Genomic DNA, 26977 nt, shown 5'->3' with positions numbered 1-26977 from the left:
CGTTGCCTGAAAGGGTGCCGCAACGCCTCAGGAGCGCCCTGTCGGCCGTACTGATCACCCTGTCCTGCCTGCTCGTGCCGTTCGGCGCGCTGGCGGTCTGGGCGGCGTACGGGCTCACCGACACGGGCCGGTACGTCACCACGATGGCCCCGCTCGCCACCGACCCGGACGTGCGGGAGGCCGTCGCGAACGCCGTCGGGGACAGCCTGCTCCACGAGGTGGACCACCGGCTGGACGTCGGCCCGCTGCGGGGCTCGGTGCGCCCGTTCGTGCACGACGCGGTGCGCTCCTTCACCCAGACCGAGGCCTTCCGGCTGGCCTGGGACACCGGCAACCGGGTCACCCACGACGCGGTGCTGCGGGCGCTGCGCGACGATCGCGACGACGCGGCCGCCGAGCCGGTCACCGTCGACCTCGCCCCCGTCACCGCCCAGGTCAAACAGCAGCTCAGCGACGAGCACATACCGCTCGCCGCCCGTATCCCGGTGCAGCACACCACTGTCGCCGTGCTCCCGGCCGACGAACTGACGTCGCTCCGAAAGGGGTTCCACGTGCTCGAAGTCGCCGGATTCTGGCTGCCGGTGGCGGCCGTGGCCTTCGCGGCCGCGGGGATCGCCCTGGCCGTCCGCCGCCGCCGGGCCATCGCCGCGACCGCGCTGGGCACCGCCCTCGGCGGCGCGCTGCTCGGTCTCGCCGTGGCGATCGGCCGCCGACTCACCCTCGCCGACCTGCCCGCCGACGTGCCCCGCCCGGCCGCCGGCGCCGTCTACGACGCCCTGACCGGCACCCTGCGCACGGTCTCCTGGCTGCTGCTCGGCCTCGGCCTCACGGTGGCCCTCACCACCTGGCTGACCCGGAATCTGCGCCCCGCCCGGCTCGTGCGACGGTGGCGAGGGTCTCCAGAGCCCGCGCCAGCGTCGGCTCCGGAACCGAACCGAGCCCAAGCCTGACCGCGTCCGGGGCACGGCCGGGCCCCACCGAGAAGGCCGTACCGGGCGTGACCGCGATCCCGTGTTCGCGCGCGGCCGCCGTGAAGGTGTCCGCGCGCCACGGCGCGGGCAGCTGCCACCAGGCGAAACAGGCGGCCGGGTCGGAGCGCACCGCGAAGCCGGCCAGCTTCTCGGCGACCAGCCGCTGCCGGCGCGCCGCGTCCCGCCGCTTCGCGGCCACCAGCCGGTCCACGGTTCCCTCGGCGAGCCAGCGCACGGCCGCCGCCAGCGCGAACCCGCCCGCGCTCCACCCCCCGGCCCGGACGGCCCGCGCCACCGCCTCGCCCCGCCCCCGCGGTACGACGACGAACCCGACGGTGAGACCGGGCGCGACCCGTTTGGACAGCCCGTCCACGAGGTGGACGAGGTCCGGCGCGAGCGCGGCCAGCGGCGGGACCCGGTGCGGTCCCGGCTCCAGGAAGGACCAGATCCGGTCCTCGACGACCGGTATCCCCAGCCTGTGGACGACGTCCGCCAGCTCGGCGCGCCGGGGGGCTCCCATGGTCAGCGCGGTCGGGTTGTGCAGGGTCGGCTGGAGGTAGAGGGCGGCCAGCGGCGCGGTGCGGTGGAGGGCGGCGACGGACTGCGGGCGGACGCCCTCCTCGTCCATGGCGAGCGGCACCAGACTCAGCCCGAGCCGGCCGGCGATCTCCTTGACCAGCGGATAGGTGAGCGGCTCCACCCCGACCCGGTCGCCGGGGCGGGCCAGCGAGGCGAGCGCGGCGGCGATCGCCTGCCGGCCGTTCCCGGTGAACAGGATCCGCGCCGGGTCGGCGCGCACCCCGCCCTCGTCGAGCAGCGCGGCGAACGCCTCCCGAGCGGCCGGCGTACCGGCGGCCCCGGCCGGCCGCAGCGCGTCCCCGAGCGCGTCCGGCCGCAGCAGCGGCGCGAGCGTCCGGGCCAGTGCCTCCGACTGCCCCGCCGCCTCCGGGTAGTTCAGCTCCAGGTTCACCGGCGGTGCCCCGGCCGCCGCCTCGGTCAGGGCGTGTCCCGGCTGTCCGTCCGGGGCGGTGGCCCGCACGAAGGTGCCCCGCCCGACCTCGCCCACCACCAGTCCCCGGCGCACGAGTTCGGCGTACACCCGCCCCGCCGTGGAGGGCGCGAGCCCGTGCCGCCGCGCGAAGGCGCGCTGCGGCGGCAGCCGCTGCCCCGGGCGCAGCCGCCCGCTCGCGATGTCGGCGGCTATCCGGTCGGCGATCCGCCGAAAGTCGTTCATCGGTCCCCCTGTTGGTCTGGCACGTCGGCCGAGCCCGCGATTGCACCGAGGGCAAAGATCTTATTGCACCGAGCAGTTGGGCCCGCCTAGGGTCGATCACATGCCCCCGTACCTCGCGTTCACCGACAAATGCCGTGATTCCGCTTCCGCCGGTTGCCCCCTGGTGCTGATCCACGGACACCCCTTCGACCGCACGATGTGGGACCCGCAGGTGGCGGAGTTCTCCGCCGGCCGCCGGGTCGTCGCCCCCGACCTGCGCGGCTACGGCGCCTCACCGGTCACTCCCGGCAAGGTCCCGCTCTCCCGCCACGCCGAGGACGTGGCCGAACTCCTCGACTTCCTGGGCGTCGACACCTTCGTGCTGGCCGGGCTGTCGATGGGCGGCCAGATCGCCATGGAGTGCCACGACCGCTTCGGCGACCGGATCCGGGGCCTGGTCCTCGCGGACACCTTCGCCGAGCCGGAGACCCCCGAGGGCGTACGGAACCGCAACGCGATGGCGGACCGGCTGCTCGCGGAGGGGATGCGCGGCTACGCCGACGAGGTGCTGGACCGCATGGTCGCGCCGTACGCGCGCGCGGAGGTCAAGGCGCACGTCCACGGCATGATGACCGCGACGGCCGCCCCGGGCGCGGCGGCGTCCCTGCGCGGGCGGGCCGAACGCCCCGACTACCGGGGCCTGCTGACACGGGTGACGGTCCCCGCGCTGGTGGTGGTGGGTGCCGACGACACCTACACCCCCGTCGCCGACGCCGAGTCCCTGGCGCGATCCCTCCCCGATTCCACCCTGGAGGTCGTCGAGGGGGCGGCCCATCTGCCCAATCTGGAGCGGCCCGAGGAGTTCAACCGGGTGCTGGGGGATTTCCTGGCACGCGTCGACGGTGCGCCGTGAGGGTTCGGGGCCACACCGCGGACATCCAGGGCCGCTAACCTTACGTGTCCGTCCTGGCCAGCGATTGACGGTGTCACCTCACGCGAAGGGTTGCACACATGGGCATTCTCACTCTCCTGCGGAACGCATTCGGCCGCTCACGCAAGTCCCGAGCCGCCGAGGCAGAGGGTGCGACGGCCCAGCCCCCGGCCGAGCCGGCGCAGTCGGTGGAGCCGGTGGAGCCGGTGGAGGCGGTGGAGCCGGTTTCGGCCGAGCCGACGCCGACGGTTCCGGAACCCCGCGACCCGGCCGCTCCCGAGCCGACGGCGACGGTCCCCGAGCCCCGCGACTCCTCCGCCGGGGAACACGAACTGGTGTCCGCCGCCTTCGACAAGGTCCGGGTACCGAACCCCTCGGCCCCGGCGGACGACGCACCCGACGCGTCGACCACCGAGACGACGACTTCCGAACGGACGCCCGCCACCGAGGAGACCGGGCGGGCGGCCGAGCCGGTGGCGGAGACCGACGCGGAGACCGAGCGGGGCACGGGGGCCGGGGCCGAAGGTGACACCGAGGCCGAGGTGGAGGCGGAGGCCGAGGTCGACGCCGTTGCCGGGGCGGAGGCCGACACCGACACCGAGGCGAAGGCGGACGTGCCTGTCGAGGACGACGCCGTTGCCGAGGCCGAGGCGGACGCCGTGACGGCTGCCGAGGGCGAGTCCGAGCCGACCGGCGAGACCGAGGCGGAGGTGACCGCTGAGCCGGAGGTGACCGCTGAGCCGGAAACCGACACCGAGGCGGTGGAACCCGAGGCCGGGGCCGAGACCAGCGCCGAGGCGCAGGGCGAAGAAGCGCCGACGACGGAACCCGCACCGGCGGACGAGGTGACCCCGCAGGCGCCGTCCCCCCTGGACGAGCCGGAGACCACCGAGTCGGGCGAGCCCCGGGCAAAGGCGACCGCCGAGGAAGAGGCGGCGGAACCCGCACCGGCCCCGGAAGACGCGGACGCCCCGGCGGCCATGCCGGAGACATCGGAGGCCGAGGCCGTCCCCGCGGAGCCGACGCAGACCGCGGACGCGGAGTCGGTCACCGAGACCGAGGAGACGGTGACCGAGGAGGAGCCAGCCGCGGCTGAGCCGGAAACGGCGGCCACCGCCGAAGCCGAGTCCACCGAGGGGACCGCCGCCCCCGAGGCCGAAGCCGCAACCGCCGAGGCGGAACCGGAGTCGGACGCCGCAGCCGCCGAGGCCGAGCCCACCGGGACCGAGCCGGAAACGGCGACCACCGAAGCGGCCACGCCCGCCCAGGAGACCGCCACCCCCGACGCCGAGACCGAGCGAGAGCCGGCAGCCGCACCCGCCGAGACGGAACCGGAACCCGTCGCCGCCGAGACGGAGCCGGAGCCCGCAACCGTCGAAACCGAGCCGGAGACGAAGGCGGCACCCGCCGAAACCGAGCCGGAGACGAACGCGGCACCCGCCGAGCCCGCGCCCGCCGCGACGACCTCCGAAGCCGCACCCGCCGAGCCCGCGCCCGGCCAGGAGGCCGTCACCGCCGACAGCGAGCCCGCCGAGCCGGTCGCCCCGGAGGCACCCGCCGACGACGCCGGCCGGGCCGCCGCCACTCCCCTCCCCGCCGTCCAGGCCGTCGCCCCCGCCCTCGCCACGGCCTACACCGCCGCCGTCGAGCCGCTCGCGAAGACCGACCTCACCGGGACCCGCGCGAAGCTCTACCTCGTGCTGGACCGCTCCGCCAGCATGCGGCCGTACTACAAGGACGGCTCCGCGCAGGCCCTCGCCGACCAGGCCCTCGCCCTCGCGGCTCACCTGGACCCCGAGACCACGGTCCACACCGTCTTCTTCTCCACGGAGGTCGACGGCAGCACCGATCTGACCCTCGCCCCGGACCACGCGACGAGGATCGACGACGTCCACGCGGGCCTCGGCCGGATGGGCCGGACCAGCTACCACGCCGCCGTGGAGGCCGTGCTCGCCCACTACGACGAGCACGTCGCCCCCGGCACCCCGGCGCTGGTGGTGTTCCAGACCGACGGCGCCCCGGACGCCAAGACGCCCGCGACCCAGGCCCTCACCGCCGCGGCGAAGAGCCACCCCACGGTCTTCTTCTCCTTCGTCGCGTTCGGTGAGCACGACAACAAGGCGTTCGACTACCTGCGCAAGCTGAAGACCCCCAACACCGCCTTCTTCCACGCGGGCCCCACCCCCCGCGAACTGACCGACGCGGAGCTGTACGAGGGCGTACTCGCCACCTGGCGGCCGTGAGCACGCCGTAGTCCCGGCCCGCCCCGTCCAGCCACCGGCCGCCCCCTTCCCACCCTGTAAAACGGGAAGCGGGCGGCCCACCTGTCTCGGCTACCATTTCAAGGTTCGTAAAACAACCCGACCTGGGAGCAGCCGGATGGCTCGACACCTCATCACCAGCGCCCTTCCGTACATCAACGGGATCAAGCACCTGGGCAACATGGTGGGGTCCATGCTCCCGGCGGACGTGTACTCCCGGTACCTCCGCCAGCGCGGCCACGACGTCCTCTACATCTGCGCCACCGACGAGCACGGCACCCCCGCCGAGCTGGCGGCCAAGGAGCAGGGCCTGCCGGTGGACGAGTTCTGCGCGCAGGCGCACGACGCCCAGAAGGCCGTCTACGACGGATTCGCGCTGGCCTTCGACTACTTCGGCCGCAGCTCCAGCCCGGAGAACCGCGAGATCACCCAGCACTTCGCCCGCAAGCTGAACGAGAACGGCTTCATCGAGGAGCGGGCGATCCGCCAGGTCTACAGCCCGGCCGACGGCCGCTTCCTGCCGGACCGCTACGTCGAGGGCACCTGCCCGCACTGCGGCTACGACAAGGCCCGCGGCGACCAGTGCGAGAACTGCACCCGCGTGCTGGACCCGACCGACCTGATCAACCCGCGCAGCGCGATCTCCGGCTCCACGGACCTGGAGGTCCGCGAGACCAAGCACCTCTTCCTGCTCCAGTCCAAGCTCCAGCACGAGGTCGAGGAGTGGGTGGCCCGGCATGAGGCCGACTGGCCGCAGCTGGCCGCCTCCATCGCCCGCAAGTGGCTGACCGAGGGCCTGCACGACCGGGCGATCACCCGCGACCTGGACTGGGGCGTCCCTGTCCCGGCGGACACCTGGCCGGAGCTGGCGGCCGAGGGCAAGGTCTTCTACGTCTGGTTCGACGCCCCGATCGAGTACATCGGCGCCACGAAGGAGTGGGCGGACCAGGACCCGGAGAACCGGGACTGGAAGTCCTGGTGGTACGACGTCGACACCCAGGTCCGCTACACGGAGTTCATGGCCAAGGACAACGTCCCGTTCCACACGGTGATGTTCCCGGCCACGGAGCTGGGCGTGCGCGAGCCGTGGAAGAAGGTCGATTACGTCAAGGCCTTCAACTGGCTGACGTACTACGGCGGCAAGTTCTCCACCTCGCAGAAGCGGGGCGTCTTCACCGACCAGGCCCTCGACATCCTGCCCGCCGACTACTGGCGCTACTTCCTGATCGCCAACGCGCCGGAGTCGGACGACTCGTCCTTCACCTGGGAGCACTTCACCGCCACGGTGAACAAGGACCTGGCCGACACCCTCGGCAACTTCGTCAACCGCGTGCTGTCCTTCTCCCGCAAGCGCTTCGGCGACGAGGTCCCGGCCGGCGGCGAACCGGGCGAGGCGGAGGCGAAGCTCGGCGAGGAGATCGCGGCGCTGCTCGCGGAGTACGAGTCGCAGATGGAGGCACTCCAGTTCCGCAAGGCCGCGGCCGCTCTGCGCGCCCTGTGGTCGGCCGGAAACTCCTACCTGGAGGAGAAGGCCCCCTGGCTGGAGATCAAGACCGACAAGGACGGCGCGGCCCTCACCCTGCGCACCGCGATGAACCTCATCCACCTCTACGCGGTCGTCTCCGAGCCCCTGATCCCGGCCACCTCGGCGGCCATGCGCGGCGCCTTCGACCTCCCGGCCGACACCGCGACCTGGGTCACCTCGGACGAGGCCAAGGCCCTCGCCTCCGTCCCGTCCGGCACCGCCTTCACGGTCCCGCCGGTCCTGTTCGCCAAGCTGACGGACGAGGACCTGGCCACCTACAAGGAGCGCTTCGGCGGCCAGGAAGGCTGAGCAGGCCCGCCTGGGACACCCCCCGCCCGAAGGACCCGGAAGCCACACCGCTCCCGGGTCCTTCCCGCATCCGCCGTCACCGGCGGCCCGTCTGGCAGAGTACGGATGCCGTGAACCTTCCCGAACCCCACCGGCGGCTCCTCGCGGACGCCGTCACCGCGGGCGGACCGTACGGTCTGGTGCTCGCCGGCGGCTACGCCCTCCAGGCGCACGGACTGGTCCGGCGCCCGCACGCCAACGTGGACCTCGCCACCGAGAGCGGCGAGCCCATGGACCGCCTCGCCGGTGCCCTCGCCGCCGCCCTGGAGGCGCGCGGCCGTACCGTGCGCCCCGGCGCGGCCACCGAGCGCACCGCGCAGCTGACCGTCACCGACCCGCCGACCGGCGAGCCCTGCGTCCTCGCCCTGCACAAGGAGAGTCTGTGGGGGCCGCCGGACCTCACCGAGTACGGCCCCACCCTCTGTCTGGAGGACGCCGTCGGCACGAAGATCCGCGCCCTCTACGACCGGGGCGCTGCCGTCGACCTGATCGACGCCGAAGCGGCGGCGGCCCGTTTCTCCCTGCCCGGTCTGGAGGAGCTGGGGCGCCGGCACGCCCATGACGTCTTCGACCTGCCCACCCTCCAGTCCCGGCTGACCGGCACTGACTTCTACTCCGACGCCCAGTTCACCCGCTACGGCCTGGACGAGGCGGCGCTCACCGAGCTGCGCGCCTGGGCGCAGCGGTGGTCCGACGACATCGCCGAACGGCTGCTGGAGGACGGTGCCTCACCCGACACGGAAGGCGGGGAGGAGGAAGCGGAGGACGCCGAATGACGGCGAAACGCCCGGGACCCCAAGGGCCCCGGGCGTTTCGACGACCACCGGAGATACTACTTCGGCTGCGGCTTCCTGATCTCCAGGTGCAGCTCGCGCAGGCGGGCCTCCTCCAGCTCCGTCGGGGCGCCCATCATCAGGTCCTGGGCGTTGCCGTTGAGCGGGAAGGCGATCGTCTCGCGGATGCTGGGCTCGTCCGCGAGGAGCATGACGATGCGGTCCACGCCGGGGGCGATGCCACCGTGCGGCGGGGCGCCGAAGCGGAACGCGCGCAGCATGCCCGCGAACTTCTCCTCGACGGTCTCCCGGTCGTAGCCCGCGATCTCGAAGGCCTTGAGCATGATCTCCGGCTCGTGGTTCCGGATCGCGCCGGAGGACAGCTCGACACCGTTGCAGACGATGTCGTACTGCCAGCCCAGGATGTCCAGCGGGTCCTGGGTCTGAAGGGCCTCCAGACCGCCCTGCGGCATCGAGAAGGGGTTGTGCGAGAAGTCGATCGCGCCGGTCTCCTCGTCCTTCTCGTACATCGGGAAGTCGACGATCCAGCAGAAGCGGAAGACGTTCTCCTCGAACTGGCCGGCGCGCTTGGCGGCCTCGACGCGGACCCCGCCCATGATCTTCGAGACCTCGTCGTACTCGCCCGCGCCGAAGAAGACGGCGTGGCCGGGGGCCAGCGAGAGGCGCTTGGTCAGCTCGGCGACGTTCTCCTCGGTGAGGAACTTCGCGATCGGGCCGGACAGCGTGCCGTCCTCGCCGACCCGGACCCAGGCCAGGCCCTTGGCGCCCAGCGAGACCGCGTAGTCACCGAGCTGGTCGAAGAACTTGCGCGGCTGGTCCTGGACCGCCGGCACCGGCAGCGCGCGCACGTGCTTGCCGGCGAACGCCTTGAACTCCGAGCCCTCGAAGACATCGGTGATGTCCACCAGCTCCAGCTTGGCGCGCAGGTCCGGCTTGTCGGAGCCGTACTTCAGCATCGCCTCGCGGAACGGGATCCGCGGGAAGGGGGAGGTGACGTGGCGGCCGCCGCCGAACTCCTCGAAGAGTTCCGTCATCAGCTGCTCGATCGGCTGGAAGACGTCCTCCTGCTCGACGAAGCTCATCTCGACGTCGAGCTGGTAGAACTCGCCCGGCGAGCGGTCGGCGCGGGCGTCCTCGTCGCGGAAGCAGGGCGCGATCTGGAAGTAGCGGTCGAAGCCGGAGATCATCAGCAGCTGCTTGAACTGCTGCGGAGCCTGCGGCAGGGCGTAGAACTTGCCGGGGTTCAGCCGGGAGGGGACGACGAAGTCGCGGGCGCCCTCGGGGGAGGTCGCGGACAGGATCGGCGTCGCCATCTCGTTGAAGCCGAGCGCGGTCATCTTGTGGCGGATCGCGGAGATGACCGCCGTGCGCAGCATGATGTTGCGGTGCATGCGCTCGCGGCGCAGGTCGAGGAAGCGGTACTCCAGGCGCCGCTCCTCGTTGACGCCGTCCTCGGCGTTGATGGTGAAGGGCAGCGGCTGGGCAGCGCCGAGCAGCTCGACCTCGGTCACCTCGACCTCGATCTCGCCGGTCGGCAGGTCGGGGTTCACGTTCTCGGTTCCACGTGAAACGACCTTGCCGTCGACGCGGACCGTGGACTCCTTGGAGAGCTTGTCCAGGGCCTCGTAGGCGGGCGTGCCGGGGCGGGCGACCAGCTGCGTGATGCCGTAGTGGTCGCGCAGATCGATGAAGAGGATGCCGCCCAGGTCGCGCCGATTGTGCAGCCAGCCACTGAGCCGGACGTCGGTGCCGACGTCAGAGGCGCGGAGCTGGCCGCAGGTGTGGGACCTGTACCGATGCATCGTCGTTCATCGTCCTTCGCGGATTGAGTTGGTGATCACCGGGGTTGCCGCCCCCAGCTGAACCAAGGGTACCGGCCACCCCAAGATCGGCTCCCCACCATTTGCGGCCCGCGGGCTTACGGTGGCACGCCGCGCACACATTGTCTTAAATGGGGACAATGCGCACAGGTGAGCCGCTCCCGGCCGTAGGGGATGTCCTCGCCGCCCTCGCGACCGGGCTGTGGCACTGGGACACGGCGGACAAGCTGGTCACCGTGGACGCGGAGGCGGCGCGGCTGCTCGGGCTGCCCGCGGCGCCGGCCACCCTCACCGAGGCCCAGACCCGGGCCCGGCTGCATCCGGTGGACTGGAACGAGATCACTTCGGTGGTGCAGCTCGCGGTCGCCGAGGGCACCCTCGCCGAGGTGCGCGTGCGGATCATGGACGAGCGCGGCGAGGTGCTGCGCGTCGTGCGCAGCCGCTCCAAGCCGTCGTACGACCGCGAGCGGCACGCCTACGTACTGACCGGCACCCTCCAGGAGGTCGCCGAGCCGGGTCCGGACGCGGGCGGCCGCACCGCGGTGACCGGTCCCTGGCGGCGCTCGCGGGAGGCTTTCCTGCTGGACGCGGGCCGGGCGCTGGCGGAGGCGCGGTCCACGGCCGAGGTGCTGCGGGTCGCCGCGGGCCTGTCGATGCCGGGGTTCTCGCCGGACGGGCTGGTGGTGTTCGGCGTCGAGGGCGACCGGCTGACGATGATCGGCCACCACGGGCACCGGACCGACGACATGGGCCCCTTCACCCAGATGCCGCTGGCCATGGAGTACCCGGCGGCCGAGGTGGTGCGCACCGGCCGCGCGGTGTACCTCTCCTCGCCCGAGGAGTACAAGGACCGCTATCCGGTGACCTGGCCGCTCGCCCGGCCCTTCGGGCGCAGCTCGTGGGCGTTCCTCCCGCTGACCGTGGGCGGGCGCACGATGGGCGCCTGGATGGCGGGCTTCGCCTATCCGGTGGCCTTCACCCCCGACGAGCGCGCGGTGCTGACGACGGTGGCCCGGATGCTCGCCCAGGCCCTGTCCCGGGCGGAGACCGCCGAGTCCGAGCGGGAGCTGACGGAGGGGCTGCAACGCTCCATGCTGCCCTCGCTCGGCCCGGAGATCCCGGGGATCCGGATCGCCGCCCGCTACATCCCGACCGGCGGCGGACTCCAGGTGGGCGGCGACTGGTACGACATGATCCCGCTGCCCTCCGGCCGCTTCGCGCTGGTCATCGGGGACGTCCAGGGGCATGACGTGCGGGCGGCGGGGCTGATGGGCCAGCTGCGGATCGCCCTGCGCGCCTACGCCTCCGAGGGGCACCGCCCGGACGCCGTGCTCTCGCGCGCCGCCCGCTTCCTGCACGGGATCACCCAGGACGAGGAGGAGTCCGACCCGCGCTTCGCGACCTGCCTGTACGTGGCGGTCGACCCGGCGACGGGACGGCTGGAGATCGCCCGCGCGGGCCATCCGGACCCGGTGATCCGGATGGCCGACGGCACGGTGATGATGCGGCCGACGGCGGGCGGGCTGCCGCTGGGCATCGACCCGGACGCGGACTATCCGACGACCCGGTTCGCGCTCCAGCCGGGGGAGACGCTGATGCTGTGCACCGACGGGCTGATCGAGACCGGCGGGCACGACCTGGAGAGCGGCTGGCGGCGGCTGCGCGCGATCCTGGAGGACCACGACGGCGATCTGGAGTCGCTGGCCGACGCGCTGGTGCAGGGCGTGCACGGGCCCTCCTCGCACCACACCACCGGCCCGCTGGCCGACCGCCGCGAGGACGACATCGCGCTGGCGCTGCTGTGCCGTCCGGAGCGGGGCGGCGATCCGGACGGCGGCGCGGCGGTGTGGCCCCTGGTACGGCGCGTGCTGCTGCCGGTGGGACAGGACGAGCCCGAGCGGATCGCCGAGGCCCGCCGGTACGTGCGCGAGCTGCTGCACGACTGGGCCGACCCCGACCAGGTGGACTCGGCCGAGCTGCTGGCCTCCGAGATGGTCACCAACGTGCTGGTGCACACCGACACCGACGCGCTGCTGCTGGCCGAGGTCGCCGCGAACGGCGGCCGGCGCCGGCTGCGGGTGGAGGTCTTCGACACCGGCGACGACCTCCCGCACAAGCGCCGCCCCGGCGAACTCGCCTCGTCCGGGCGCGGGCTGCTGCTGATCGGCATCCTGGCGGACACCTGGGGGGTGGAGCCGAGGGGCGAGGGCAAGAGCATCTGGTTCGAGCTCTACGAGCGCTCGGGGGCCGGGGAGTCCGGGGGCCCCGGGGAGCCGGGCGGCGAGGACGCGTAGCGGGTGCGCAGTTCCTGGACGACGCCGAAGGCGGCCGCGGTCAGCGGGACGGCCAGGAGCATGCCGAGGATGCCCGCCACCGAGGCACCGGCCGTGATGGTGACCATCACCACCGCCGGGTGCATCTGCACGGTGCGGCTCTGGATCACCGGCTGCAGCACGTGCCCCTCCAGCAGCTGCACGGCGAGGACCACGCCGAGCGCCCACAGCGCGATGACGAAGCCCCGGTCGGCGAGGGCGACCAGCACCGCGACCGCGCCGGAGATGAACGCGCCGAGGTAGGGGATGTAGGCGCCGACGAACACCAGCGCGCCGAGCCCGAGCGCGCCCGGCACCCGCAGGATCAGCAGGCCGATGGTGGTGCACAGGGCGTCGATCAGCGCGATCAGGGTGGTGCCGCGCATGAAGCCCTCGACCGCCTCGTAGGCGCGCCGGACGACGGCCTCCAGGGTGTCGGCGCTGTCCCCGGGGGCGACGGCCCGCAGGGTGCCCAGGACGAGGTGGGAGTCGCGCAGGAAGAAGAAGACCAGGACGAGGGCGAGCACCGCGATGGCGATGCTCTCGCCGACGACGCTGACCCCGCTGATGACGTTGGACGCGGCCGTGCCGCCGAACTTCCGCAGCAGTTCACGGGAGTTGGCGGCGAGGTCGTCCAGGCCGGTCCCGGCGGCGCCGAAGTGCCCGGAGAGGCTCTTGCCCGCGTTGCGCAGGGAGGCGATGATCTCGTCGCCGCTGTCGACGAGGGCGGCGACCACGATGTAGAGGGCGCCGCCGACGACGGCCACCACGGCGACGCAGGTCAGCCCCGCCGACACCGAGCGCCGCACGCCGGCCCGCACCAGCCGCCGGTGCAGCGGGGCGAGCAGGGCGGTGCCCAGCAGGGCCAGCAGCACCGCCGTGACGGCCGTACGGAGTTCCCCGCACAGCCGCACCCCGATCCAGCCGACCCCGGCGACGAGCAGCAGCACGACGCACCAGGCGGCGAGCCGCCGGACCGGCTCGGGCAACAGCAGCACGTTCCCAGCGGATCACGACCGCGGCCGGGTGTCCTGCCCGCGCGGCCGGGCGGGTGAGGAAGGGCCCCGCCGGGACGTCCTCGGCCCGGCGGGGCCCTCCTCGTTCTGTGGGGCGACGGCGTCCCGGTTCAGGCCCCGGGGCCCTCGTCCGTCATGCCGTGCACCGCAGGGACCGTCCCCAGACGGCCCTTCTGGTAGTCCTCGAAGGCCTGCATCAGCTCGTCCTTGGTGTTCATGACGAACGGGCCGTAGTGGGCCATGGGCTCGCGGATCGGCCGGCCGCCGAGGAGGACGACCTCCAGGTCCGGCGTGTTGCCGTCCTGCTGCTCGTCCGCGCGCACGGTCAGCGAGGACCCGGCGCCGAAGACCGCCGTCTGGCCGGTGCGGACGGGACGGCGCTCGACGCCGACGCTGCCGCGGCCCGCCAGCACGTACGCCAGGCCGTTGAAGTCCTCCCGCCAGGGCAGGGTGATCTCCGCGCCCGGCGCGAGCGTCGCGTGGACCATGCTGATCGGGGTGTGCGTGATGCCGGGGCCCGCGTGGCCGTCCAGCTCGCCCGCGATGACCCGGAGCAGCGCGCCGCCGTCCGGCGAGGTCAGCAGCTGGACGCTGCCGGCCCGGATGTCCTGGTAGCGCGGGGCCATCATCTTGTCCTTGGCGGGGAGGTTCACCCACAGCTGGACGCCGTGGAAGAGGCCGCCCGAGACCACCAGGTGCTCCGGCGGCGCCTCGATGTGCAGCAGGCCGGCGCCGGCCGTCATCCACTGGGTGTCGCCGTTGGTGATGGTGCCGCCACCGCCGTGGCTGTCCTGGTGGTCGAAGATGCCGTCGATGATGTAGGTGACGGTCTCGAACCCGCGGTGCGGGTGCCAGGGGGTGCCCTTGGGCTCGCCCGGCGCGTACTCCACCTCGCCCATCTGGTCCATCATGATGAACGGGTCGAGATGGCGGTAATTGATCCCCGCGAACGCCCGGCGCACCGGGAAGCCCTCGCCCTCGTAGCCGCTGGGAGCGGTGGTGACGGTGAGCACCGGTCGCGCCACGGCATCGGCGGGAGCGGTCACACGGGGCAGCGTCAACGGGTTCTCGACGGTCACTGCAGGCATGGTGGCTACCTCCTTCGTACGCCCAGTTTAGTTGAGCGTTGAACTTCCCGCCACCCACAACGGAAAGAGCCCGGAGGGCATTCCCTCCGGGCTCTTCCAACGGCGACTCTCAGCCGTACGGACGATCTCAGCCGTACATACGGCGCATCGCGTAGTCCACCATCTGCTCGACCGCCTTGGCGTCGAACACCATCCGGTGCTCGCCCTCCATGTCGAGGACGAAGCCGTAGCCGGTAGGCAGCAGGTCGATCACCTCCGCACCGGTGATCACGAAGTACTTGGACTCCTTGCCCGCGTACCGCCGCAGCTCCTTGAGCGAGGTGAACATCGGGATCACCGGCTGCTGGGTGTTGTGCAGGGCGAGGAAGCCGGGGGTGTCGCCGCGCGGGCAGTACACCTTCGACGTGGCGAAGATCTGCTGGAAGTCCTCGGGGGACATCTGCCCGGTGGTGAACGCGCGCACCGCGTCCGCGAGCGACGGCGGGGACGGCTCCGGGTAGAGCGGCGGCTGCTGGCCGTACCCGCCGGCCCCGCCCGCCATCTGCTGCTGCCCCGACGTGTACTGCTGCTGCGCGGCGCCGCCGTCCATGGGCTGGCCGTATCCGTACATGGGCGCAAGCGTACCGAGGGAATGGCCGCCTCAGGGATGGACCCGAACGGCCCGGAGGAGTAGACCCTTCTCACACTTGTCGGGACAGGGGTTGCGCCTTATTACCGACGGGTAGCATCATCGTAGCTACTTGTTGGTACGTGAACCGAATGCGAGGAGTCAGTGCCTCGCCGATCCCTCAACGGAGCCGTCGCCATGGGGCACTACAAGTCGAATCTCCGCGACATCGAGTTCAACCTCTTCGAAGTACTCGGGCGCGACAAGGTGTACGGCACCGGCCCGTTCGAGGAGATGGACGTCGAGACCGCCAAGAGCGTCCTGGAGGAGCTGACCCGCCTCTCGGAGAACGAGCTGGCCGAGTCCTTCGCCGACGCCGACCGCAACCCGCCCGTCTTCGACCCGGAGACCAACACCGCCCCGGTGCCGGCGTCCTTCAAGAAGAGCTACCAGGCCTTCATGGACTCCGAGTACTGGCGCCTCGGCCTGCCCGAGGAGATCGGCGGCACCACCTCGCCGCGCTCCCTGATCTGGGCCTACGCCGAGCTGATCCTGGGCGCCAACCCGGCCGTGTGGATGTACTCCTCGGGCCCGGCGTTCGCCGGCATCCTCTTCGAGGAGGGCAACGAGGTCCAGAAGCACATCGCCAAGGTCGCCGTGGAGAAGCAGTGGGGCTCCACGATGGTGCTCACCGAGCCCGACGCTGGCTCCGACGTGGGCGCCGGCCGCACCAAGGCCGTGCAGCAGGAGGACGGCTCCTGGCACATCGAGGGCGTGAAGCGCTTCATCACCTCGGGTGAGCACGACATGTCGGAGAACATCCTCCACTACGTGCTCGCGCGTCCCGAGGGCGCCGGCCCCGGCACCAAGGGCCTGTCCCTCTTCCTCGTGCCGAAGTACCTCTTCGACTTCGAGACCGGCGAGCTGGGCGAGCGCAACGGCGTCTACGCCACCAACGTCGAGCACAAGATGGGCCTGAAGGCCTCCAACACGTGCGAGATGACCTTCGGCGACAAGCACCCCGCCAAGGGCTGGCTGATCGGCGACAAGCACGACGGCATCCGCCAGATGTTCCGCATCATCGAGTTCGCCCGCATGATGGTCGGCACGAAGGCGATCTCCACCCTGTCCACCGGCTACCTGAACGCCCTGGAGTACGCCAAGGAGCGCGTCCAGGGTCCGGATCTGGCCAACTTCATGGACAAGACCGCGCCCAAGGTCACCATCACCCACCACCCCGACGTGCGCCGCTCGCTGATGACGCAGAAGGCGTACGCGGAGGGCATGCGCGCCCTGGTGATGTACACCGCCTCGATCCAGGACGCGATCCAGGTCAAGGAGGCGAACGGCGAGGACGCCACCGCCGAGCACGCCCTCAACGACCTGCTGCTGCCGGTCGTCAAGGGCTACGGCTCGGAGAAGGCCTACGAGCAGCTGGCCCAGTCGCTCCAGACCTTCGGCGGCTCCGGCTTCCTCCAGGAGTACCCGATCGAGCAGTACATCCGGGACTCCAAGATCGACACCCTCTACGAGGGCACCACCGCGATCCAGGGCCAGGACTTCTTCTTCCGCAAGATCGTCCGCAACCAGGGCGCCGCGCTGAACTCGCTCGCCGAGGACATCAAGAAGTTCCTGGCGCTCGGCACCGGCGGCGAGGAGCTTGCGGGCGCCCGCGAGCACCTGGCCAAGGCCGCGGTCGAGCTGGAGGCGATCGTCGGCCTCATGCTGACCGACCTGTCCGCCACCCAGGAGGACGCCAAGAACATCTACAAGGTCGGCCTGAACACCACCCGCCTGCTGCTCGCCTCCGGCGACGTCATCGTCGGCTACCTGCTTCTCAAGGGTGCCGCGGTCGCCGCCGAGAAGCTGGCCACGGCCTCCGCGAAGGACAAGGCGTTCTACACCGGCAAGATCGCCGCGGCGAAGTTCTTCGCCGCGAACGTCCTGCCGGGCGTCACCCTGGCCCGCAAGGTCGCCTCGGGCGTCGAGCTGGACCTGATGGAGCTGGACGAGGCCGCCTTCTAGAACCTCGCCCCGGACGCTTCCGGACGTTTCGGGTACGCCATCCCGACGTTCTGGACGTCCCCGTCGTATCCCCGCGCGGGCCCGCTTCCCCTTACCGGGAGCGGGCCCGCGCACGTCGTTAAGGTGAATCCCATGAGCGCACCATCCAGCCCGTCGCCCGCCGCCACCCCTCCAGCGAGCGCTGCGCGCGCACCCCTCACCTTCGACCGCGGCCACACCGACGACCTGATGGCCTTCCTGGCGGCGAGCCCGTCGCCGTACCACGCCGTGGCGAACGTCGCCGAGCGGCTGGAGAAGGCAGGCTTCAGGCAGGTCGCCGAGACGGACGCCTGGGACGGCACCAGCGGCGGCCGGTACGTGCTGCGCGGCGGTGCGATCGTCGCCTGGTACGTCCCCGAGGGCGCCGCGCCGCACACGCCCTTCCACGTCATCGGCGCGCACACCGACTCCCCCAACCTGCGGATCAAGCCGCGCCCGGACAGCGGGGCGCACGGCTGGCGCCAGGTCGCCGTCGAGATCTACGGCGGCCCGCTGATGAACTCCTGGCTCGACCGCGACCTGGGCCTGGCCGGCCGGCTCACCCTGCGCGACGGCTCCACGGTCCTCGTGAACGTGGACCGGCCGCTGCTGCGGGTGCCGCAGCTGGCCATCCACCTGGACCGCTCGGTGAGCACCGAGGGGCTCAAGCTGGACAAGCAGCGGCACCTCCAGCCGGTGTGGGGCCTGGGCGACGAGGTGCTCGACGGCGATCTGATCTCCTTCCTGGAGCAGGAGGCGGGCCTCGAAGCCCGTTCGGTGGCCGGCTGGGACCTGATGGCGCACCCGGTGGAGGCGCCGGCCTACCTCGGCCGGGACCGCGAACTGGTCGCCGGGCCGCGCATGGACAACCTGCTGTCGGTGCACGCGGGCGCGGCCGCGCTGGCCGCGGCCGCGACCGGTGGCGCCTCGCTCACCCACATCCCGGTGCTGGCCGCCTTCGACCACGAGGAGAACGGCTCGCAGTCCGACACCGGTGCCGACGGCCCGCTGCTCGGCACCGTCCTGGAGCGCTCGGTGTTCGCCCGCGGCGGCTCCTACGAGGACCGCGCCCGCGCCTTCGCCGACACCGTCTGCCTCTCCTCGGACACCGGCCACGCCGTGCACCCCAACTACGCGGAGCGGCACGACCCGACGCACCACCCCCGGGTCAACGGCGGCCCGATCCTCAAGGTGAACGTCAACAACCGCTACGCCACCGATGGTTCGGGCCGCGCGGTGTTCGCCGCCGCCTGCGAGAAGGCGAACGTCCCCTTCCAGCACTTCGTCTCCAACAACTCCATGCCCTGCGGCACGACCATCGGACCGATCACCGCGGCCCGGCACGGCATCCGCACGGTCGACATCGGCGTGGCCATCCTCTCCATGCACAGCGCCCGCGAACTGTGCGGCGCCGACGACCCGTTCCTCCTCGCGAACGCCCTGACGGCTTTTCTGGAGGGCTAGCCGGGAAGCCCCGGGGTACCCGGACGAGACCGGAGATTCCGGAACCGAAAGGGGAGGCGAAGCCTCATGGGGCTCGGCGGATGCATCATCCTCATCGCCGTGGGGGCCATACTCACGTTCGCTACCGACTGGCACATGAACGGTGTCAACCTCACGGTCGTCGGCCTGATCCTGATGGCCGTCGGCCTGATCGGCACCGCCACGTTCAGCGGTATCGCGCGGCGTCGGCGGGTCATCGTGCCGCCGACGCCGGTCGTGGAGGAGGAACCCCACCACCATCACCACCACACCGGCGACGGCTACACGGACGGCTACGGCGTCTGAGAACCGCCCTCCTGCTCGTCCATGCCCGCGAGGACGAGCGGCAGGCGGTCCGCCGCACCCTCGGTGAGGCGGACCGGGATGCCCCAGTCCTGCTGGTGGACATGGCAGGCGGGGTACTCGACGCCCGGGTCGTCGTCGCACGAGGCGGCCATCGCGGATATGTGCAACACCCCTTCCCGGACGGCCGGGTCGAGCTCCAGCTCACGGCTCAGACCGGTGTCCGCTCCCTCGCCCTCGAGCAGCAGCTCGGGCGGGGTCGAGGAGACCAGGAGGCGGGTGGAGGGGCCGGAGCGGTCGTCGGGTTTCCGGCCCGCGGGCACCTGGAAGACCACGTCCAGCCGGAGGCGGCCGGGGCCGACCTCGGTGACCGCGCGCCGGGTCCGGTGGGCCACCGGCGCCACCCGCGCCGTCTCCCGAGGCAGCCGCAGCCGGGTCAGCCGGTGCCGGGCCGACTCCACCACCACGATGTCCTCGCCGGCGAGGACGGCGCCGCTGGGCTCGCGCAGATCCGTGGCGAGCGTGCCGACCTCGCCGGTCACCGGGTCGTAGCGGCGCAGGGCGTGGTTGTAGGTGTCGGCGACCGCGACCGAGCCGTCCGGCAGTGCGGTGACGCCCAACGGATGCTGGAACAGCGCCTGTTCCGCGGGGCCGTCGCGGTGTCCGAAGTCGAACAGGCCGGTGCCGACGGCGGTGTGCACCGACCCGTCGGGGTCCACCCAGCGCAGCGCGCTGGTCTCGGCGTCCGCGAGCCACAGCCGGTCGGCGGTGGCCGCGAGTCCGGAGGGCTGGGCGAACCACGCCTCGGCGCCGGGGCCGTCGACCAGACCCTCATTGGCGGTGCCCGCGGTGACTGCGACGGTCCGCGCCACCGGGTCGTAGGCCCACAGCTGGTGGACGCCGGCCATGGCGATCCACACCCGGCCCTGCCACCAGGCCACGTCCCAGGGCGAGGAGAGGTCCACCTCGCGGGCCGGGCCCGAGGCCGGTGAGCCCCGCCACCACTGCTTGCCGGTGCCGGCCAGGGTGGTCACCTCGCCGGTCGCGAGGTCCAGCCGGCGCAGGGCGTGGTTGACCGTGTCGGCGACGGCCACCGAGCCGTCGTCCAGCAGGGCGAGGCCCTGCGGTTCGTTGAAGGACGCCTGCCGCGGGCCGCCGTCCGCGAGGCCCCGGGTCCCGGTGCCGAACCGCCGCAGCACCGTCTCCCCGTCCGCCGCCAGCTCGACCAGCTGGTGCCGGGTGGTGTCGCTGACCAGGAAGCCGCCGGAGGGCAGCAGCACGGCCTTGCCCGGGAAGCGCAGGGTCGTGGGCTCGGGCTCCGGCGGGACGTACGGACCGTCGCCGCGGCGCAGGGTGCCCTTCGCGCCGTGCTCGGCCTCCAGCTCCGCCACCAGCCGCTCGATGGCGTGCACATGGCCCTCGCCCGAGTGCTGGGCGACCACGTACCCCTCCGGGTCGATCACCACGAGTGTCGGCCAGGCGCGCACCGCGTACTGCTTCCACGTGGCCAGCTCCGGATCGTCCAGGACCGGGTGCGCCACGCCGTAGCGCTCCACCGCGTCCGCGACCGCCCGGTGGTCCGCCTCGTGCGCGAACTTGGGCGAGTGCACGCCGATCACCACCACCGTGTCCCGGTGCCGCTCCTCCAGCTCGCGCAGCTCGTCCAGGACGTGCAGGCAGTTGATGCAGCAGAAGGTCCAGAAGTCCAGGACGACTATGCGGCCGCGCAGGCCGGCCAGGGTGGGGCGGTGGCCTCCGGTGTTCAGCCAGCCGCCCTCGCCGGTCAGCTCGGGGGCACGGACGCGGGGGCGCCGGGGTCGTGCGGAGTCGGTCATGGCTCCAGAGTGCCACCCGTCCCCGGCACCCCGCCGGGCCTGTGGACAACGGTGCGACCCACCCGCGCGGCCTGTGGAAAAGTGGTCCGCGCCCGGCCGATCGCCCCGCGTCCGGCCGTGACGAATCCGCCGTACCGGGGAAGGGCTCAGGCATGAGATTCCTGGTACGCGACCGGCTCCTCGGCATCGGCGAGGACTACTGGATCGAGGACGAGCACGGTCAAAAGGTGTTCCTCGTCGACGGCAAGGCGATGCGGCTGCGGGACACCTTCGAGCTGAAGGACGCCCACGGCCGGGTCCTGATCGACATCCACCAGAAGATGTTCGCGCTGCGCGACACGATGGTGATCGAACGGGACGGCGAGGGCCTGGCCACGATCCGGCGCAAGCGGCTGTCCCTGCTGCGCAACCACTACCGCGTCGCGCTGGCGGACGGCACCGAACTGGACGTCAGCGGCAAGATCCTCGACCGTGAGTTCGCGGTCGAGTACGACGGCGAACTGCTGGCCGTGATCTCCCGGCGCTGGCTGCACCTGCGGGAGACCTACGGCGTGGACGTCGTACGCGACGACGCCGACCCGGCTCTCCTCATCGCCGTCGCGGTGTGCGTGATCCACCTGGCGGAGAAGGGGCGGGAACACGACTGAGCCCCGACCGCCGGCCCGGCCCGGCGGGCCCCTACCGCGCCGGCGGGACCAGTCCGAGGACGCGGTCCTTCAGCGCGGGGAACTGCTCTCGGGTGGCGGCCACCTTCGCCGGGTCGAACTCGACGGTGAGGACCTCCTCGCCGGGACCCGCCTCGGCCAGCACCTCGCCCCACGGGTCCACCACGATCGAGTGACCGGCCTGCGGAACTCCCGCGTGGGTCCCGGCCGTTCCGCAGGCGAGCACGAACGCCTGGTTCTCCACGGCCCGTGCCCGGGCCAGCAGCGTCCAGTGCGCGCGTCGCCGCTCGGGCCAGCCCGCCGGGAGCACCAGCACCTCGGCGCCGGCGTCGACGAGCCCGCGGAAGAGCTCGGGGAAGCGCAGGTCGTAGCAGGTACCCAGGCCGAGTGTGGCCTGCGGGTGCCGGACCGTCACCAGGTCCCGCCCGGCGCCCATCAGCACGGCCTCGCCCTTGTCGAAGCCGAAGCGGTGGATCTTGCGGTAGGCGGCGGCCAGTTCGCCGGAGGGGGAGAAGACGAGGGAGGTGTTGTAGAGCGTGCCCTCGTCGGTGGCGCCGTCGCCGGAGGGTGCGCGCTCGGGGATCGACCCGGCGTGCAGCCACACGCCCGCGTCGGCCGCCGCCTTGGCCATCGTCTCGTACGTCGGGCCTTCCAGCGGCTCGGCCTCGCGGCCGAACTCCTCGTAGGCGAAGGCACCGGTGGTCCACAGCTCGGGCAGCACCACCAGGTCGGCCCCGGCCTGTGCGCGCACCAGCGAGGCCGCCCGGTGCCTGCGCGAGGCGACCGATTCGCCCTCGTCGACGGCCATCTGGATCAGAGAGGCGCGCACACTACCACCGTCCTGGCATTCGAGTCGTCCACACGGGCCTACGATCGTCACGCGAAAGCACTGCCGGGGTGCCTGCCAGCAGCGTAACTTAGCTTCCCAGACACCCGCCGACGTGCAGCCGCCGCCCGCTGGCAACGCCGCCACAACCTGCCCGTGTACCGACCGCCGAGGGGTCCCGTTCCGTGAGTCTGCATCCCACCCTCCAGCCCTACGCCGACGCCTGGACGCACTCCGTCGACGCGATATCCGAGATGGTGCAGTCACTGGTCGAGGGCGAGTGGAACCGGCGGACACCGTGCCCGGGATGGTCGGTGCGCGACATCGTGTCGCATGTCATCGGGATGGACTGCGAGCTGCTCGGCGACCCGCGCCCCATCCACGCCCTGCCGCGCGACCTCTTCCACGTCACCACCGCGCACCAGCGCTACATGGAGATGCAGGTCGACGTCCGCCGCCACCACACGGCGCCGGAGATGACGGCCGAACTGGAGTACACGGTCATCCGCCGCAACCGCCAGCTGCGCAACGAGAACCGTGACCCCGCCACCACGGTGCGCGGCCCGCTGGGCAAGGACATCACCCTCGAACACGCCTACCGGATGCGCGCCTTCGACGTCTGGGTGCACGAACAGGACCTGCGCACGGCCCTCGGCCGCCCCGGCAACCTCGACTCGCCCGGCGCGCACGTCACGCGTGACGTCCTGCTGGAGGCACTGCCCAAGATCGTCGCGAAGGACGCGAACGCGCCGCGCAGTTCGGCCGTCGTCTTCGACGTGAGCGGCCCCGTCGAGTTCCTGCGCACCATCCGCGTCGACATCCAGGGCCGCGGCACCCTGGAGACCGCCCCGGCGCTCGGCCCGGTGGCCACCCTCACCCTAGACTGGGAGACCTATGTCCGGCTGGCGTGCGGCCGGGTGACCCCCGAGGCGGTGGCGGACCGCGTCAAGACCGAGGGCGACCAGGACCTGACGAAGGCCATCCTGCACAACTTCGCCGTGACCCCGTGAGGCCCGCACGGCCCCGGGGGGCCGGGTCACCCGCAAATCAGTGGTGACGGCCGGGACATCCCCCTAGCGTGCCCGGCATGACCACTGCCCTGCCCCGGCTCACCCGGCTCACCTTCCACGGCCCCCTCTCGGCCTCCCGCGCCGACGCCGTCGTCCGCCGCCTCGCCGCGAACCGCCCCCGCACCGTCCTCGACATCGGCTGCGGCTGGGGCGAGTTGCTGCTCCGGATACTGGCGGCCGTGCCCGACGCCACCGGGACCGGCGTCGATGTGAACGCCGAGGACCTCGCCCGCGCCCGGCACAACGCCGAGGAACGCGGGCTCGCCCACCGGGTGGAGTTCGCCGAGGAGTCCGCCCTCGGGACCCGGCGCGGACCGGCCGATCTGGTGCTCTGCCTGGGCGCCACCCAGGCCCTCAGCCAGGCCGAACCCGCCACCGCCGAGGCCCTGCGCGAGCTGCGCCGCCTGGTGAGCGACGACGGCCGGGTGCTGGTCGGCGAGGGCTTCTGGGAGCGGCCGCCCACCGAGGCCGAACTGTCGGGCATGTGGCCGGGCGCCACCGCCGGCGACCACTACGACCTCGCGACCCTGCTCGATCTCGCCGTCGCCGCCGGTTTCCGGCCGGAGTGGACCGAGACCGCGAGCCGCGAGGAGTGGGAGGAGTTCGAGTCGGGCTACCAGGCGGACCTGGAGGTCTGGCTCGCCGCTCACCCGGACCACCCGTCGGCGGCCGAGACCCGGGCCCGCCTGGACCGGCACCGGGCCCAGTGGATGAGCTACCGGGGCGTCCTCGGGATCGCCTACCTCACCCTCGTACCGGAACGGCGCTGACCCGGGCCCGGCCCGGGCTCACGCCGGTACGTGCACCGTCTCCACCCGGCTCGCCACCAGCCGTTCCCGCTCCCTGCGGGCCGCCCGGCCGCGCAGCCGCAGGATCTGGCTGAGGCCGAGCGCCTGGAGGACGAACACCGCGCTGAACGCGACCGTGTAGTTGTCGTCCGTCGCGTCCAGCAGCACGCCGATCGCGAGCAGCGTCGTCATCGAGGCGATGAAGCCGCCCATGTTGGTGATCCCGGAGCCGGTGCCCTGCCGCTCGGGCGGGTTGGCGGGGCGGGTGAAGTCGAACCCGATCATCGAGGCCGGACCGCACGCGCCGAGCACCACGCACAGCACGATCAGCAGCCACATCGGCGCGTGCGCACCGGGGTGAAAGAGGGTCGCCGCCCACAGCAGCGCCGTCGCCGCGACGGTGCCCAGCGCGAGCGGCAGCCGGGCGGTGTGGTGCCGGGCCACGATCTGGCCGTAGACCAGGCCCACCACCATGTTGGACAGCACCACCAGGGTCAGCAGTTCACCGGCCGTGGCCCGGCTCAGGCCCTGCGCCTCGACGAGGAACGGCAGGCCCCACAGCAGCAGGAAGACCATCGCCGGGAACTGGGTGGTGAAGTGCACCCACATGCCGAGGCGGGTGCCCGGCTCGCGCCAGGCCTCGGCGATCTGCCGGCGGACGTAGGCGGAGCCCCGGTGCCCGGACGGCTCGGGCTCGTGCCCCTCGGGGTGGTCCTTCAGGAAGAGCAGCGTCAGCACGAGGACGACCACACCGGCCAGCGCGCTGCCCGCGAACGCCTGCGTCCAGCCGATGCTGTGCAGCAGCCGGGCCAGGACGAGGGTGGAGATCAGGTTGCCCGCCATGCCGACCAGGGCGGCGAGCTGCGCGACCATCGGGCCGCGCCGGGCGGGGAACCAGCGGGTGCCCAGCCGCAGCACGCTGATGAAGGTCATCGCGTCGCCGCAGCCCAGCAGCGCCCGGGAGGCGAGCGCGGTGCCGTAGGAGGGGGAGAAGGCGAAGCCCAGCTGGCCGATGGTGAACAGCACGGCGCCCAGCCCCAGCACCTTCTTGGTGCCGAGCCGGTCGACCATCAGGCCGACGGGTATCTGCATGCCCGCGTAGACCAGCAGCTGGAGTATGGAGAAGGTGGACAGCGCGGAGGCGTTCACATGGAAGCGGGCCGCCGCGTCGAGGCCGGCCACCCCCAGCGAGGTGCGGAAGACGACGGCGACGAAGTAGACCGCGACGCCTACGGACCACACGACGACGGCCCGCAGGCCGCCGGGCGGGTCGCTCGGAAGGGTGACCTTGCTCATCGGGCCTCCCCCCGCGCCAGAAGCGACACCCGGCTCACGTGCCGGTGCACGACCCCGACGGCCGCGTCCGTGTCCCCGGCCCGCAGCGCGTCCAGGATCTCCGCGTGCTCGGCGAGGGTCCTCGCGACCCGGTCGGGATGGGAGTACATGACGGCGACGCCCATCCGCAGCTGGCGGTCGCGCATCTGGTCGTAAAGGCGGGAGAGGATCTCGTTGCCCGCGCTGCGGACGATCTCGGCGTGGAAGCAGCGGTCGGTCACCGCGGCCCCGGCCAGATCGCCCGAGGCGACCTGCGCCTTCTGCTGCTCCAGCAGCTCGGCCAGCCGCTCCACCAGCCCCGGCGGGGCGGGTACGGCCTTGCGGGCGGCGTACTCCTCCACCAGCAGCCGGGTCTCCACCACGTCGGAGATCTCCTGCGCGGAGACGGGCAGGACCAGGGCGCCCTTCTTGGGGTAGAGCCGGATCAGGCCCTCGACCTCCAGCCGCAGCAGCGCCTCCCGCACGGGGGTGCGCGACACCCCTACGGCCTCGGCCAGCTCGCCCTCGGTGAGGAGGGTGCCGCCCTCGTAGCTGCGGTCGAGGACGCCCTGCTTGACGTGGGCGTAGACCCGGTCGGCGGCGGGGGGCTGCTTGGTGGGCGGGGAGGAGTGCGGGACGGCCGTTTTCATGCCTACAGGATAGATACAACAGGTACGCAACGCGTCCTGGTATCCACGATGCGGACATGACCCGGATCACCCCCGGCGGCCGCACAACCTTCTGTGCTACCTACGTGTCACACATGTGCGGCCCCACTCTCGCCACCTCAACTCGGCCGCATCCAGGGGCATTCCAGACAATCGGGGTATTTACTTTGATTACCGGCATCAAGGGCATCCGCCTCCGCCGAGCCACCGCCGTCGCCGTCACCTCCGGCGCGCTGCTCGCCGCCGGCGCCCTCTCCGCGGCGCCCGCGCAGGCCGTCACGACGCCTTCGATCGTGGCCAAGGGCGGCTACGTGATGAACAACGCGAACGGTTCGTCGCTGTACACCAAGGCCGCGGACACCACGCGATCCACCGGCTCCACCACCAAGATCATGACCGCCAAGGTCGTGCTGGCGCAGAAGAACCTGAACCTCGACGCCACGGTGACGATCCAGAAGGCGTACAGCGACTACGTCGTCAAGAACAACGCCTCCCAGGCACACCTGATCGTGGGCGACAAGGTGACCGTCCGTCAGCTGCTGTACGGCCTGATGCTGCCGTCCGGCTGCGACGCCGCCTACGCCCTCGCGGACAAGTACGGCTCCGGCTCCACCCGCGCCGCCCGCGTGTCCAACTTCATCGGCAAGATGAACAGCGCCGCGAAGAGCCTGGGTCTCAAGCACACGCACTTCGACTCCTTCGACGGCATCGGCAACGGCAAGAACTACTCGACGCCGCGCGATCTGACGAAGATCGCCAGCAGCGCGATGAAGAACTCCACGTTCCGCACCATCGTCAAGACCAAGTCGTACACGGCCAAGACGAAGACCAAGACCGGCGGCACCCGCACGATGGGCACGTGGACCAACACCAACACGCTGCTCAGCAGTTACAGCGGCACCATCGGCGTGAAGACCGGCTCCGGCCCCGAGGCGGGGTACTGCCTGGTCTTCGCCGCCACCCGTCACGGCAAGACGGTCATCGGCACCGTCCTCGCCTCCAGCTCCGTCAACCAGCGCCAGTCGGACGCCACGAAGCTCCTCAACTACGGCTTCGCCAAGCTCGGCTGACCTTCGGCCGCACTCCCGGGCCCGTCG

22 protein-coding genes are annotated in these 26977 nt (G+C 72.1%); 13 read left to right on the top strand and 9 right to left on the bottom strand.

What is annotated here, in order from left to right:
• Positions 1-14 precede the first annotated feature (14 nt).
• Positions 15-950 (top strand): hypothetical protein, encoded by a 936-nt coding sequence (locus HZZ00_RS00525; protein WP_180330294.1) that lies wholly within the window; start codon positions 15-17, stop codon positions 948-950.
• Here the strand turns inward: HZZ00_RS00525 and HZZ00_RS00520 are convergent.
• Positions 838-2205, bottom strand: coding sequence for a PLP-dependent aminotransferase family protein (locus HZZ00_RS00520; RefSeq protein ID WP_180330295.1), 1368 nt, complete (start codon positions 2203-2205; stop codon positions 838-840). The two genes, HZZ00_RS00525 and HZZ00_RS00520, sit on opposite strands and share 113 nt — an antisense overlap.
• 100 nt (positions 2206-2305) lie before the next feature.
• Between HZZ00_RS00520 and HZZ00_RS00515 the strand changes: the two genes are divergently transcribed.
• From HZZ00_RS00515 to HZZ00_RS00500, 4 genes are all read left to right on the top strand, one after another.
• Positions 2306-3097 (top strand): alpha/beta fold hydrolase, encoded by a 792-nt coding sequence (locus HZZ00_RS00515; RefSeq protein WP_180330296.1) that lies wholly within the window; start codon positions 2306-2308, stop codon positions 3095-3097.
• 98 nt (positions 3098-3195) lie between these two features.
• Positions 3196-5358, top strand: a complete 2163-nt coding sequence (locus HZZ00_RS00510; protein WP_180330297.1) for a VWA domain-containing protein — start codon at positions 3196-3198, stop codon at positions 5356-5358.
• A gap of 136 nt (positions 5359-5494) precedes the next feature.
• Positions 5495-7210 (top strand): methionine--tRNA ligase, encoded by a 1716-nt coding sequence (gene metG, locus HZZ00_RS00505; RefSeq protein WP_180330298.1) that lies wholly within the window; start codon positions 5495-5497, stop codon positions 7208-7210.
• Between the two features lie 110 nt (positions 7211-7320).
• Positions 7321-8025, top strand: coding sequence for a hypothetical protein (locus HZZ00_RS00500; RefSeq protein ID WP_180330299.1), 705 nt, complete (start codon positions 7321-7323; stop codon positions 8023-8025).
• A gap of 56 nt (positions 8026-8081) precedes the next feature.
• Here the strand turns inward: HZZ00_RS00500 and aspS are convergent, their stop codons facing one another.
• Positions 8082-9845 carry an aspartate--tRNA ligase gene (aspS, locus tag HZZ00_RS00495; RefSeq protein ID WP_180330300.1) on the bottom strand — a complete coding sequence of 588 codons (1764 nt, stop codon included), beginning with the start codon at positions 9843-9845 and terminating at the stop codon, positions 8082-8084.
• A gap of 158 nt (positions 9846-10003) precedes the next feature.
• On the opposite strand from aspS, the gene HZZ00_RS00490 reads away from it, so the two are divergent.
• The gene (locus HZZ00_RS00490) at positions 10004-12157 is read left to right on the top strand and encodes a SpoIIE family protein phosphatase (RefSeq protein WP_180330301.1); all 2154 of its coding nucleotides are present in this window, start codon (positions 10004-10006) and stop codon (positions 12155-12157) included.
• On the opposite strand, the gene HZZ00_RS00485 is transcribed toward HZZ00_RS00490, so the two are convergent.
• The 3 genes from HZZ00_RS00485 to HZZ00_RS00475 all read right to left on the bottom strand — a co-directional run bounded on the left by HZZ00_RS00485 (position 12094) and on the right by HZZ00_RS00475 (position 14889).
• A complete protein-coding gene (locus HZZ00_RS00485) occupies positions 12094-13173 on the bottom strand; it encodes an AI-2E family transporter (RefSeq protein ID WP_180330302.1) in 1080 nt (359 codons plus the stop codon). The genes HZZ00_RS00490 and HZZ00_RS00485 overlap by 64 nt on opposite strands.
• A gap of 128 nt (positions 13174-13301) precedes the next feature.
• On the bottom strand, positions 13302-14279 hold the full coding sequence (locus HZZ00_RS00480) for a pirin family protein (RefSeq protein WP_070024351.1): 978 nt from the start codon (positions 14277-14279) through the stop codon (positions 13302-13304).
• A 127-nt stretch (positions 14280-14406) separates the two neighbouring features.
• Positions 14407-14889: an SseB family protein gene (locus HZZ00_RS00475; protein ID WP_071828465.1), complete on the bottom strand. Its 483-nt coding sequence runs from the start codon at positions 14887-14889 to the stop codon at positions 14407-14409.
• A gap of 195 nt (positions 14890-15084) precedes the next feature.
• Here HZZ00_RS00475 and HZZ00_RS00470 point away from each other — a divergent pair, with 195 nt between their 5' ends.
• The 3 genes from HZZ00_RS00470 to HZZ00_RS00460 all read left to right on the top strand — a co-directional run bounded on the left by HZZ00_RS00470 (position 15085) and on the right by HZZ00_RS00460 (position 18717).
• Complete coding sequence (locus HZZ00_RS00470; RefSeq protein ID WP_070024355.1) at positions 15085-16911, top strand: acyl-CoA dehydrogenase; 1827 nt, start codon at positions 15085-15087, stop codon at positions 16909-16911.
• Positions 16912-17139: 228 nt separating this feature from the next.
• Positions 17140-18393: a M18 family aminopeptidase gene (locus HZZ00_RS00465; RefSeq protein ID WP_257586039.1), complete on the top strand. Its 1254-nt coding sequence runs from the start codon at positions 17140-17142 to the stop codon at positions 18391-18393.
• A 66-nt stretch (positions 18394-18459) separates the two neighbouring features.
• Entirely contained in the window at positions 18460-18717 is a 258-nt protein-coding gene (locus HZZ00_RS00460; protein ID WP_180330304.1) for a DUF6458 family protein, read from the top strand.
• On the opposite strand, the gene HZZ00_RS00455 is transcribed toward HZZ00_RS00460, so the two are convergent.
• Entirely contained in the window at positions 18705-20549 is a 1845-nt protein-coding gene (locus tag HZZ00_RS00455) for an NHL domain-containing thioredoxin family protein (protein WP_180330305.1), read from the bottom strand. The genes HZZ00_RS00460 and HZZ00_RS00455 overlap by 13 nt on opposite strands.
• 152 nt (positions 20550-20701) lie before the next feature.
• Between HZZ00_RS00455 and HZZ00_RS00450 the strand changes: the two genes are divergently transcribed.
• Positions 20702-21196, top strand: a complete 495-nt coding sequence (locus HZZ00_RS00450; RefSeq protein ID WP_180330306.1) for an LURP-one-related/scramblase family protein — start codon at positions 20702-20704, stop codon at positions 21194-21196.
• 31 nt (positions 21197-21227) lie between these two features.
• Here HZZ00_RS00450 and HZZ00_RS00445 read toward each other — a convergent pair whose 3' ends face one another.
• On the bottom strand, positions 21228-22043 hold the full coding sequence (locus tag HZZ00_RS00445) for a carbon-nitrogen family hydrolase (protein WP_180330307.1): 816 nt from the start codon (positions 22041-22043) through the stop codon (positions 21228-21230).
• Positions 22044-22225: 182 nt separating this feature from the next.
• On the opposite strand from HZZ00_RS00445, the gene HZZ00_RS00440 reads away from it, so the two are divergent.
• Together HZZ00_RS00440 and HZZ00_RS00435 are read left to right on the top strand one after the other, a co-directional pair.
• The gene (locus HZZ00_RS00440) at positions 22226-23050 is read left to right on the top strand and encodes a maleylpyruvate isomerase family mycothiol-dependent enzyme (protein ID WP_180330308.1); all 825 of its coding nucleotides are present in this window, start codon (positions 22226-22228) and stop codon (positions 23048-23050) included.
• A 77-nt stretch (positions 23051-23127) separates the two neighbouring features.
• Positions 23128-23880, top strand: coding sequence for a cyclopropane-fatty-acyl-phospholipid synthase family protein (locus tag HZZ00_RS00435; RefSeq protein ID WP_180330309.1), 753 nt, complete (start codon positions 23128-23130; stop codon positions 23878-23880).
• Positions 23881-23898: 18 nt separating this feature from the next.
• Here the strand turns inward: HZZ00_RS00435 and HZZ00_RS00430 are convergent, their stop codons facing one another.
• Together HZZ00_RS00430 and HZZ00_RS00425 are read right to left on the bottom strand one after the other, a co-directional pair.
• Positions 23899-25194 carry a nitrate/nitrite transporter gene (locus tag HZZ00_RS00430; protein ID WP_180330310.1) on the bottom strand — a complete coding sequence of 432 codons (1296 nt, stop codon included), beginning with the start codon at positions 25192-25194 and terminating at the stop codon, positions 23899-23901.
• Positions 25191-25862, bottom strand: coding sequence for a GntR family transcriptional regulator (locus HZZ00_RS00425; RefSeq protein ID WP_180330311.1), 672 nt, complete (start codon positions 25860-25862; stop codon positions 25191-25193). The genes HZZ00_RS00430 and HZZ00_RS00425 overlap by 4 nt, the downstream gene beginning before the upstream one ends.
• A 185-nt stretch (positions 25863-26047) precedes the next feature.
• Between HZZ00_RS00425 and HZZ00_RS00420 the strand changes: the two genes are divergently transcribed.
• Entirely contained in the window at positions 26048-26950 is a 903-nt protein-coding gene (locus tag HZZ00_RS00420; RefSeq protein WP_180330312.1) for a D-alanyl-D-alanine carboxypeptidase family protein, read from the top strand.
• Positions 26951-26977: the final 27 nt, after the last annotated feature.

This window comes from Streptomyces sp. NEAU-sy36 (assembly GCF_013423905.1).
GTDB classification, from domain to species: domain Bacteria; phylum Actinomycetota; class Actinomycetes; order Streptomycetales; family Streptomycetaceae; genus Streptomyces; species Streptomyces misionensis.
The sequence above is the reverse complement of the archived record's forward strand: the minus strand, read 5'-3'. Positions and strand labels throughout refer to the sequence as shown.